The organism is Salegentibacter echinorum (assembly GCF_900129445.1).
Classification (GTDB): domain Bacteria; phylum Bacteroidota; class Bacteroidia; order Flavobacteriales; family Flavobacteriaceae; genus Salegentibacter; species Salegentibacter echinorum.
Window position 1 is genome coordinate 58062 of the sequence record NZ_FQVT01000013.1, and the last position, 11518, is coordinate 69579.

Genomic DNA, 11518 nt, shown 5'->3' on the forward strand with positions numbered 1-11518 from the left:
AATTCAGTTCAAAATCAGGTAGCAACATGGGAGCAGCTTGCTGGTGAACTCGGAATTCCAAAAAATGAAATAGCATTGATGCAGGATGCTTTTGAATTTTAAAGACAAGGCTTAGATTTAAATTATTCATAACCGAATAGCCCTTATTTTAGAACTTGTTTACCATCAATCTTAGCGTAAGTAACTCCAGCACACTTAAAAATATAATGCCGAGACCGTCGTCAAAATATTGATTTGCTATTTCCAATAAATCCTTCTACTCATTCAATGAGATATTTAAGAAAGTTTTATAATTTAGAGGATTCGTAAACTTCTGAGACAATGAACCGGATTAAAACCGTTTTGCAAGAAAAAGGCCACAGCCAAAAATGGTTGGCCGAAAAGTTGGGAAAAAGCTATAATATGGTAAATTCCTACGCGCAAAACCGACGGCAACCCAGTGTGGAAGATTTATTCCGAATAGCAAAAATACTCAATGTAGAAGCAAAGGATCTTCTATTGAAACATAAAGACTTAAAATCATAAATGGCTAAAAAGACAATCAAAAAAGAAAAATCTATTGAAGAGAACCTCTGGGATGCAGCTAATAAACTGCGGGGGTCCATCGAATCTTCCGAATACAAACATGTGGTGCTGGGGCTTATCTTCCTAAAGTTTGCCAGCGATAAATTTGAAAAACGAAAAGAAGAGTTGATTGCCGAGGGCAAAGAGAAATACCTCGAAATGAAAGACTTCTATAATATGAAGAACGTCTTTTTTCTGAATGAAACTTCGCGTTGGTCCTATTTGATTAAAAATGCTAAACAGGACGATATTGCTTTAAAAATTGACACAGCGCTTAACCAAATTGAAAAGAACAATCCTTCTTTAAGAGGTGCTTTGCCCGATAATTATTTTTCCAGACTTGGTTTGGAGAAAAGCAAATTGGGATCGCTTTTAGATACGATCAATAAGATTGATACCCAAAAAGACAAATCCCAGGATGTGGTGGGTCGCGTGTATGAATATTTCTTGTCCAAATTCGCTTTGGCGGAAGGAAAAGGGAAAGGAGAATTTTATACGCCCAAGAGTATTGTAAACCTGATTGCCGAAATGATTGAACCTTATAAAGGGATTATCTATGACCCGGCTTGTGGTTCGGGCGGTATGTTTGTGCAATCCATTAAATTTATTGAAAGTCACCACGGTAGCAAGCAAGAGATTTCCATTTACGGCCAGGAATATACCAACACCACTTATAAACTGGCAAAAATGAACCTGGCTATTCGTGGGATTTCTGCCAATTTGGGCGAGAAAGCAGCCAATACGTTTAGCGACGACCAGCATAAAGATTTAAAGGCCGATTATATTATGGCCAATCCGCCGTTTAATCAAAAAGCATGGCGGGCCGAAAATGAATTGGTCGATGACCCACGGTGGCGAGGTTATGATATTCCACCAAAAAGTAATGCCAATTACGCCTGGATTTTGAATATGGTGTCCAAATTGTCTGATGATGGCGTTGCCGGGTTTATTTTGGCAAACGGTGCTTTATCAGGTGGTGGCGAAGAATATAAAATTAGGAGAAAGCTGGTAGAAAACAATCTGGTGGAAGCGATTGTGATTTTACCGCAGAATATGTTTTATACCACTAACATAAGCGTAACCGTATGGATACTTAATAAAAACAAAACTGCGCATACCCGTTCTATTGGCGATAAAGAACGCCACTACCGTGATCGGGAAGAAGAGGTTTTGTTTATGGACTTGCGCCAGATAGGCGAGCCTTTTGAAAAGAAATTTACCCAGTTTAGTTCTAAGCATATTCAGGATATTGCTAAAACCTATCACAATTGGCAGTCTCCGGTAGGCTCAGACTCCCCACAATATAAAGACATTCCGGAATATTGTTACAGCGCCACCAAAGCAGAGATTGAAAAGAAAGATTTTTCTTTGGTGCCCAGCAAGTATATTGAGTTTGTAAACCGGGATGAAAATATCGATTTTGATACCAAGATGGCAAGTTTACAAAGCGAGTTGAGTAATTTGTTGCAGCAAGAAGAACAATCAAAAAGTGAATTGTTGGATGTTTTTAAAGAGCTCGGTTATGCGATCAAATTATAGGCCTATTGGCGATTACATACGTCTGGTGGATGAACGGAACAAGGAGTTGAAAATAACCACGCTTTTAGGCTTGAGCATTACGAAAGAGTTTATTCCTTCCGTGGCCAATACGGTGGGAACCAATATGCGCAATTATAAAATTGTTCGAAAAAACCAGTTTGCCTGTAGTATCATGCAGGTTCGTAGAGACAAGAAAATGCCTGTTGCTATTTTAAAGGATTTTAAGGAAGCAATCATCTCGCAGGCTTATCCGGTCTTTGAAGTTATCGATGAAGATTTACTCCATCCAGATTATTTAATGATGTGGTTTTCGCGTGAAGAATTTGATAGGCAAGCCACGTTTCACGCAGTAGGAGGTGTAAGAGGAAGTTTGGAATGGGAAGATTTTTTAAGTTTTGAACTACCAGTTCCTTCCATTGAAAAACAGCGCGAAATTGTTGCGGAATACAATGTGGTCAAAAACCGAATAAAACTCAATGAGCAGCTTAACCAAAAACTGGAAGAAACTGCGCAGGCGTTATATAAACATTGGTTTGTGGATTTCGAGTTTCCCTGCCTTCCTTCGGACTATCGTCCTCACGGGCAGGTAAACCTCAAAATATCTGATAATGAACTGAAATCTGAAATTGCTCAAGTATGTAATTATAAAAGAACGGGAGGTTTGCCAATATCAGATGGAAGAACTTGGTTTGTGTATCTCATACTTTGTGACGATGACAGTATTTATAAAGGTATAACAAATGATTTGTATCGCCGATTTTATGAACATTATACCGCCCAAGGCGCTAAACATACCAAACAGCACAAACCTGTAAAGGTTATACATTGGGAACAATTTGATACTAAAGAAGCAGCCGCAAAACGAGAAAAAGAATTAAAAACGGGTTATGGTAGAACTTGGATTGATAGACAAATTAAAAAAGCTGGCGGCCTTGAAATTATAAAAGCAGGTTTACCTGCCCCGAAAACACAGTTGAGGACGGCAGGGAAAATGGTGTATAATGAGGAGTTGGATAAGGAGATTCCGGAGGGGTGGAAAGATGGGAGTTTTTTGGAGGCTTTAGAGATTAGTGGAGGTGGCACTCCAAGAACGCAAAACCCAGATTATTGGAACGGTAATATTCCCTTTTTCACCCCTAAAGATGTTAATGATAGTTACTATGTGATTGAATCTGAAAAGACTTTAACCGAAGAAGGATTAAATAATTGTAGTAGTAAGTTATATAGTAAAAACACAATTTTTATTACAGCGCGGGGCACTGTTGGTGAAATAAGTATAGCTGGAACAGAAATGTCCATGAATCAAAGTTGTTATGCTTTCACTGAACCAGATTGTCTTCAGTTTTATGGGCATCAATTAGCTATACTTACAATCAAAGAACTTATTGGAGAAGCTGTAGGTGCCGTTTTTAGTGCATTGGTAACAAAGGATTTTCAGGGTAAATCAGTAATTATACCTCCTAAATATTTGAAAAAACTATTTAATAGGAAAATAGAACAATTCTATTTTAGTATTAGAAGTAAAGAGTTTCAAAACATCCAACTTTATAAATTGAAAAATCTTCTTCTTTCAAGAATGGCAAATGTGAAAAAAGAAAAAGAAATGGTATGATTACGAAATTTAAACGTATAAAGAATCTTGGAGTTTTTAAAGATTTTGATTGGGATAAAACTGTTAGAGACAAAAACGAAGATAATATCATTATTTTCAAAAAGCTCAATATTCTCTATGGTCGCAATTATTCGGGAAAAACAACACTTTCCAGAATTGTTAGAGCATTAGAAACAGGTCAGATTTCTGATAAATATGAAGATCCTGAATGCTGTATTAGTTTAGAGGATAGTACCGATGTAACGCAAGTGAACTTTACAACACATAGTAAAACTGTTCGAGTTTTTAACGAAGATTTTATAGAAGATAATTTAAAGTTTATTTTTGATCCTAATGAAAGTGTAGAAGCTTTTGCCATTTTAGGCGAAGGGAACAATGAAATAGAAAAAGAAATTGAAGACCTTAAAAAGGATTTAGGCTCTAATAAAGAAGACAGCGAAACAGGTTTCTATAAAGATTTAAAGACTTTGAAGACTTTACATGAAACTGCTAAAAATTCTTATTCCGATGCAGAGGAAAGCCTCAATAAACATCTGAAAAATAAAGCTACCGGACAGCCAAACGGCATTAAATATCAGTCCAAATACGAAGAAGTCAATTACAATATTAACAAGCTTAAATTAGATATAGAATCGGTTAAAACGGATTCTTATCAACCATTGAATGAACAAGAGGAATCTCAAGCCGAGAATGTTTTAAAAGAAGAGACTAAGGATGAAATTCCCAAATTGGAAAGTTTAAATCTTAGGTTTTCAGAATTTCAAACAAAAGCAAGTGAGTTAGTAAATCGTAAAATTGGTCAATCTGACAAAATCCAAGAACTTGCAAAAGATGCCGTGCTTAACAGGTGGGTTAAAGAAGGTAAAGAGTTGCATCAGGATAATCGAAATATTTGTTCGTTTTGCAATAACCCGATAAGTGAAGAACGATGGGGTGAGTTAGATAAACATTTTGATGAGGAATCAGATAAGCTGGAAAAAGATATTAATGATTTAGTTTCTCAAATTGATGATGAAAAAGAATTATTAGATGAGTATGTGATTTTTACAAAAGACCAAATTTATTCAAAATTTAGAGGTGATTTTTACAGTACGAAGGATTCTTATATAACTGATGTTGAAAATTATATTAGCTCACTGGAATTAATTAAAAAACAACTGATAAGTAAAAAAAAGAATATTCTCAATCATCAAGTATTTACTGATGTCGATGATTTTTCAGCCGATGTAGAAAACACAAAAGATAAACTGGAGGAAATCAGAACGAATTCTAACGAGTACTCATCAAAATTAGACTCTGATCAAAATGAAGCCAAAAAAAAATTAAGACTCAAAGAAGTTCACGATTTCATTAATGATATTAGATATGATGATTTAATTACTGAACTTGATTCCCTTGCTGAAAAAGAAAAAAATGAGAGGAATAAAAAGGATGCCAAGCAAGATAAGATTGATAAATTACTGAAGAACATTTCTGAGAAACAAAAGGAACTGAAAGATGAAAGCAAAGGAGCAGATAAAGTTAACGAATATTTGAATGATCATTTTGGCCACGAATTTTTGACAATGAAAGCAATTGAGTTTGAAGATGAAGAAACAGGCAACGATATCTACAGATTTGAAATTCGAAGAGAAGGAAAAAAAGCTTATCATCTCAGTGAAGGTGAAAAAAGTTTAATCGCTTTCTGTTATTTTGTCGCAAAACTTCAAGATATCGCAACAAAAGAAAAAAATCCGATTATTTGGATTGATGATCCAATATCAAGTTTAGACGGGAATCATATTTTCTTTATTTACTCATTATTAAAAATTAAAATCTACAACAGTAAAGATTTTGAGCAAATATTTATTTCAACCCATAATCTTAATTTTTTTAAGTATTTACAACGACTTCCAAGCCATAATGACAAAAAGAAGGATAGAGTAAGACACTTTATTATCGAGAGAAAAGATAAAATATCAATTATCTCCGAAATGCCTGATTATATTAAAAGAAATGTCACTGAGTTTAATCATTTATTCAAACAAATAGTTGACTGTTCTAACTTAGGACAACTCACGGATCAGAACTATACACTACTTTATAATTTTGGAAACAATGCAAGGAAGTTTTTTGAAATTTATCTTTTTTATAAATATCCTGATGCTTCAAATCAAACTGAAAAAATGAGAAAATTTTTTGGTGAGGACGAAATACCTACTGTATTGACTGATAGGATAAATAATGAATATTCACATTTGGCAGGAACTTTTGAAAGAGGACAGCAGCCAATTGAAGTTCCTGAAATGAAAAAAGCAGCTGAATTAATTGTTAAGAAGCTAGAAAATTGGGATAAAGATCAATTTGATGCCTTAATGAGTAGTGTTCAATAAAAAACGTTCAATGCCTGAAACCAACCGCATAGAATACAAACGTGAACTTTCCGAAGGCTTGGAAAAAGAAGTGGTGGCTTTTCTCAATTACCGGGAAGGTGGTATTATTTATATCGGGATTGATAAAGAAGGCAAAACGCTTGGGGTTCGAATTGTGGATGGCAATCAATTTAAACCTTTAAAAGAAATGCCTAAAACCAACCGCATAACATACAATACAGCAACACTTTAACGAATATTATCTATGGGGAAAGACAAAAACATAAAACCGAGTGATGAACTAAGTGATTTTATTCTCTATACCGCCCCAAGTGGCGAGGTGAAAATAGAAATTTATGTGCAAAATGAAACGGTTTGGTTGACGCAGCAAAAAATAGCAGCCTTATTTGGTGTGGATCGGTCGGTAGTTACCAAGCATTTAAAGAATATTTTTTCTGAGGGAGAGTTGGTAAAGGAAGCAACTAGTGCAAAATATGCACAAGTTCAAAAAGAGGGAGACAGAGCGGTAAAACGAAACATTGAGTTTTATAACTTAGACGCCATTATCTCAGTAGGATATCGTGTCAATTCCAACAAAGCAACGCAATTCCGAATTTGGGCTACCAAAACTTTAAAAGAATATATTATAAAAGGTTTTGCTCTAGACGATAAACGTCTTAAACAAGGAAAAACAGTTTTTGGCAAGGATTATTTTAGGGAGTTATTGGAGCGTGTACGTTCCATACGTACAAGCGAACGACGAATTTATCAACAAATTACCGATATTTTTGCCGAGTGTAGTATTGATTATGATTCTCAATCTCCAGTGACGAGAAAGTTTTACGCAACGGTACAGAATAAATTCCATTATGCGATTACCGGAAAAACGGCAGCAGAAATTATTTTTGAAAAAGTAGACAGTAAAAAAGAAAATTTGGGATTGACCACTTGGAAAAACGCACCAGATGGTAGAATTCTAAAATCAGACGCGGGTATTGGTAAAAATTATTTGGAAGAAAAACAAATCAAACAGTTAGAACGCACTGTTACTGGTTACTTTGATTATATAGAAGGCTTAATAGAAAGGGAGAATACTTTTACGATGAAGGAATTGGCATTAAGCGTCAATAAGTTTTTAGCGTTCAATGAATACAAAGTTTTAAAGGGATTGGGAAACAAATCTAAAAAACAGGCAACTACTAAAGCTTTTTCAGAATATGACAAGTTTAATAAAACTCAGAACATCGATTCTGATTTTGATAAGGTGATAAAGAATTTAAAGAACAGGAAATGAAGCTACAGTTCATAAGAAATAAAGAATTGATGTGGGTATATAAAGTTTTGGACTTGGAACAACTAGGATCAGGAATCCCCATAATATTGGAACATTACGATAAAGATTGTTTTCATTTTTCCGAAAACTTTTTAAGAATGGTGTTGCCTTCCGCAGAAGAAGTTTACCCAACCGAGCAAGTTACCCCGCAAGTACCCCGCAAGTCACCCCGCAAGTACGAGAACTTTTAAATGTTTTTATAGGAGATCATAGCAGGACCGAGTTGCAAGCCAACTTAAGGCTCTCTGATAGAGAGAATTTTAGAATTAATTATTTGGTGCCGGCCATAGAAAATGATGTGGTGGAACTTACCATCCCCGATAAACCAAAGAGTAGTAAGCAGCGGTATAGACTTACCGAAAAAGAAAAAAAAGCAAGACAGGAATGAAATTTACCGAAGCACATTTGGAAAGCGTTTTTGCTGAACAATTAGCACAAGAAGGCTATACGCATCAATTAGGAAACAGCATTAACCGAAAGGAAGAGGAAGTGCTTATTGAGGAAGATCTGCGCGATTTTTTAATGAAAAAGTATCGTAAAGAAGGTATAACCGATAATGAAATAGCATCTATTCTTCTTCAACTAAAAACCCTTCCTGCTTCCGATCTTTATGAAAGCAATAAAACTTTTATGCAGATGCTTTCTGATGGTTTTGCTTTAAAGCGGGAAGATCGTTCCCAAAAAGATATCTGGATATATTTGATTGATTATTCCGAAGAAAATAAGAACAGGTATAAATTCGTCAATCAGCTGGAAATAACCGGTACCCACAAACGTATTCCAGACGGGATTCTTTATATAAATGGAATTCCGGTCGTGGTGTTCGAGTTTAAAACCGCTATTCAAGAAAACACTACTATACACGATGCTTATAACCAGTTAACCGTGCGTTACCAAAGGGATATCCCGGAACTTTTTAAATATAACGCCTTTTGCGTAATTAGCGATGGCGCAAATACCAAAGCGGGATCGTTTTTTGCTCCTTACGAATTTTATTATGCCTGGCGCAGAATAGCCGGCTTAGCAAAGGATGTCGATGGCATTGATAGTATGTTTACGCTTATTCAAGGAATGCTGCAACAAGATCGTTTGCGGGATATTATCAGGAATTTTATTTACGTGCCAGATAGTTCTAAGAAAGATGAAAAGATTGTTTGTCGGTATCCGCAATATTATGCCGCCAGAGCTTTATTTGCCAATATCAAAAAAGCACAAAAACCGACTGGGGATGGAAAAGGAGGAACTTATTTTGGAGCCACCGGTTCAGGAAAAAGCTATACGATGCTTTTCTTATCCCGAATCCTAATGAAAAGTGATCATTTTGAAAGTCCGACTATTGTGCTTATTACCGATAGGACCGATTTAGACGATCAGCTTGCGGGACAGTTTACCAATGCCAAAAGCTTTATCGGTGATGATACCATTGCCAGCGTAGAAAGTCGCGCAGATTTAAGAGAGCGCATTCGAGGTAGGGAAAGTGGCGGTGTATTTCTTACCACCATTCATAAATTTACCGAAGACACCGAATTACTGACCAACCGAAGTAATGTTATTTGTATTTCTGATGAAGCTCACCGGAGCCAAACCAATCTTGACCAGAAAATTAAAATCACCGAAAAAGGCGTTCAGAAAACCTATGGTTTTGCAAAATATCTGCATGATTCTTTACCCAATGCTACCTTTGTAGGTTTTACCGGTACGCCTATAGATGCTACTTTAGATGTATTTGGCGAAGTAGTCGATGAATATACAATGACGGAATCCGTAAGGGATGAAATTACGGTACGTATTGTCTATGAAGGCAGGGCGGCAAAAGTAGCTCTTGAAAATAGGGAGTTAAAGAAAATTGAAGAATATTACCAGGCTGCAGAAGAAGATGGCGCTAACGAGTACCAGGTAGAAGAAAGCAAAAAGCAATCGGCCAATATGAATGCTATTTTGGGAGATCCCGATCGCTTACAAGCCATTGCAGAGGACTTTGTAAAACATTATGAAAACCGGGTTTCAGAAGGTGCCACGGTAAAAGGAAAAGCGATGTTTGTGTGCAGTAGTCGAGAAATAGCTTTTGAACTTTATAAGAATATTATAGAGATAAAACCGGAATGGGCCGAAATTAGAAAAGCCGAAGAAGGCGCGGAACTATCAGAAAAAGACAAGCGAGAACTAAAACCGATGGAAAGGCTTAAAATGATAATGACCCGCGGGAAAGATGATCCCAAAGAAATGTATGATTTACTCGGCACTAAAGAATACAGAAAGGAATTAGACCGACAATTTAAAAATGAAAAATCTAATTTTAAGATTGCGATTGTGGTGGATATGTGGCTTACCGGTTTTGATGTTCCTTTTTTAGATAGCATCTATATTGATAAACCTATTCAGCAACATAACTTAATACAGACAATTTCTCGAGTAAATAGAAAATTTAAGGATAAGAATAAAGGCCTGGTAGTTGACTATATCGGTATTAAAAAACAAATGAACTTAGCACTCGCCAAGTACAATAAAGGAGAACGGCAAAATTTTGAGGATATCAAAGAGTCGTTAAACATAGTGCGAAACCATTTGGATTTATTAGGGAAGGTTTTTCATAAGTTCGATAGTACAAATTATTTTGAAGGAACTCCCTTGAGTCAGTTAAACACGCTTAATTTGGCGGTGGAGTTTGTACAAAAAACCAAAGAGCTAGAAACCCGCTTTATGGATTTGGTCAAACGCTTAAAGGCAGCCTATGATATATGTGCAGGAAGTGAAAAATTAAATCAAACGGAAAGAGATTATATTCATTTTTATCTGGCTATACGCTCTATTGTGTTTAAGCTTACTAAAGGAAATGCTCCCGATACCGCCCAAATGAATGCTAAAGTAAGAGAGATGATCAAAAATGCGTTAGCCAGCGAAGGCGTTGAAGAAATTTATAAGATGGGCGATGAAACCAATAGCCAGCAAGATATCTTTGATGAAGATTATTTGGCGAAAATCGATAAGATTAAATTGCCCAACACCAAAATTAAACTCTTACAGCAATTATTGGCCAAGGCCATTGGGGAAATCAAAAAAGTGAACAAGGTAAAAGGGATTGATTTCTCACAAAAAATGGAAGGTTTGGTGTCCCGATATAATGAACGAAAAGGAGATGTATTGCGCGGCGAGGTTTATGAAGAGATGGCAGAACAGCTCACCGACCTTATTTGGCAGGTACAACAAGAATTCTCGGCAGGAGAAAAGTTGGGGATCGATTTTGAGGAAAAAGCTTTTTATGATATTTTAAAAGAGCTCTGCATAAAATACGATTTTCAGTACCCGGAAGATAAGCTTATAGATCTTTCAAAATCGGTAAAAAATTTAGTGGACGAACAAGCGCAATTCCCCGATTGGAGCAAACGCAATGACATAAAAGCAGCCTTAAAGGTTGGATTAATTTTATTACTGGATGAACACGGTTATCCACCGGTAAAACGTGATGAAGTTTATGATGAAATTTTTGACCAAGCCGAGAACTTTAAGAAAAATAGGGCTGTTTAAAAAGGCATTTTCTCCCTAGGCCGGCGTGCAGTAACTTTCCACTGATTATCAACCTTTACAAGTTTAAAAATTCCTGGTTTTTTATCGTATGAAGTCTCGTATTTTATCCAAGCCACATCGTTTTCCGTTTTTTGATCGATAATTCGAAAATTAGCTTCAGAATCCTTGGGTTGAGAAAACATATGCTGAATACTTGAAAAATTTGCAAAACCTTCTTCGGTAGTGTACTTTTTTAAAGTAGTTTTATCACCCTGATAGAAACTTTCCGCTACAATTTTAGCGGTCTCAGATGGCGAATTATTTTTTTCTTCTGCGCAGGAGACAAAAAATAAAATCACGGAATAAATAACGAACTTTTTCATAATACTTTTAATTTGGGTTATTGATAAACCGATGGGAAATCTTTAATTTCACGTTTCTTACCCCATTCTTTTCATTGAGCTCCAAAACTCCCCGGCGGTCATTGCTTAAGGAAAATTTTGGCATCACATACACTAACTTTACAGTCTGTTTCGCCGGAATTTTAGTAGGCATGTTATATTTAAATATCGGGTTCATCCCTATTTCTTGCAACGATTTCCTTTTTCCTTTTTG

Annotated in this window: 9 protein-coding genes and 1 pseudogene; 8 read left to right on the forward strand and 2 right to left on the reverse strand. The window is 36.0% G+C overall.

Annotated features, from left to right (window positions below; all coding sequences use genetic code 11):
* Positions 1-321 precede the first annotated feature (321 nt).
* From BUA71_RS14435 to BUA71_RS14470, 8 genes and pseudogenes are all read left to right on the forward strand, one after another.
* Positions 322-525 carry a helix-turn-helix domain-containing protein gene (locus BUA71_RS14435; protein WP_072881017.1) on the forward strand — a complete coding sequence of 68 codons (204 nt, stop codon included), beginning with the start codon at positions 322-324 and terminating at the stop codon, positions 523-525.
* Positions 526-2103, forward strand: coding sequence for a type I restriction-modification system subunit M (locus BUA71_RS14440; RefSeq protein ID WP_072881019.1), 1578 nt, complete (start codon positions 526-528; stop codon positions 2101-2103).
* The gene (locus tag BUA71_RS17655) at positions 2087-3715 is read left to right on the forward strand and encodes a restriction endonuclease subunit S (protein ID WP_175545969.1); all 1629 of its coding nucleotides are present in this window, start codon (positions 2087-2089) and stop codon (positions 3713-3715) included. The genes BUA71_RS14440 and BUA71_RS17655 overlap by 17 nt, the downstream gene beginning before the upstream one ends.
* Positions 3712-6087: an AAA family ATPase gene (locus BUA71_RS14450; protein WP_072881023.1), complete on the forward strand. Its 2376-nt coding sequence runs from the start codon at positions 3712-3714 to the stop codon at positions 6085-6087. Before BUA71_RS17655 ends, BUA71_RS14450 begins: the two co-directional genes overlap by 4 nt.
* A 10-nt stretch (positions 6088-6097) precedes the next feature.
* Positions 6098-6289: pseudogene (locus BUA71_RS14455) on the forward strand (AlbA family DNA-binding domain-containing protein); the annotation flags it as partial.
* A gap of 42 nt (positions 6290-6331) precedes the next feature.
* Positions 6332-7360: a virulence RhuM family protein gene (locus tag BUA71_RS14460; RefSeq protein WP_072881027.1), complete on the forward strand. Its 1029-nt coding sequence runs from the start codon at positions 6332-6334 to the stop codon at positions 7358-7360.
* 106 nt (positions 7361-7466) lie between these two features.
* Positions 7467-7787 (forward strand): Fic family protein, encoded by a 321-nt coding sequence (locus BUA71_RS17425; protein WP_245812608.1) that lies wholly within the window; start codon positions 7467-7469, stop codon positions 7785-7787.
* Positions 7784-10924 carry a type I restriction endonuclease subunit R gene (locus BUA71_RS14470; protein WP_072881031.1) on the forward strand — a complete coding sequence of 1047 codons (3141 nt, stop codon included), beginning with the start codon at positions 7784-7786 and terminating at the stop codon, positions 10922-10924. The genes BUA71_RS17425 and BUA71_RS14470 overlap by 4 nt, the downstream gene beginning before the upstream one ends.
* On the opposite strand, the gene BUA71_RS14475 is transcribed toward BUA71_RS14470, so the two are convergent.
* Together BUA71_RS14475 and BUA71_RS14480 are read right to left on the reverse strand one after the other, a co-directional pair.
* On the reverse strand, positions 10921-11286 hold the full coding sequence (locus BUA71_RS14475) for a nuclear transport factor 2 family protein (protein WP_072881033.1): 366 nt from the start codon (positions 11284-11286) through the stop codon (positions 10921-10923). The genes BUA71_RS14470 and BUA71_RS14475 overlap by 4 nt on opposite strands.
* A 7-nt stretch (positions 11287-11293) precedes the next feature.
* Positions 11294-11518: DUF4138 domain-containing protein (locus BUA71_RS14480; RefSeq protein WP_139277113.1), on the reverse strand; the 225-nt coding region annotated here is incomplete at its 5' end.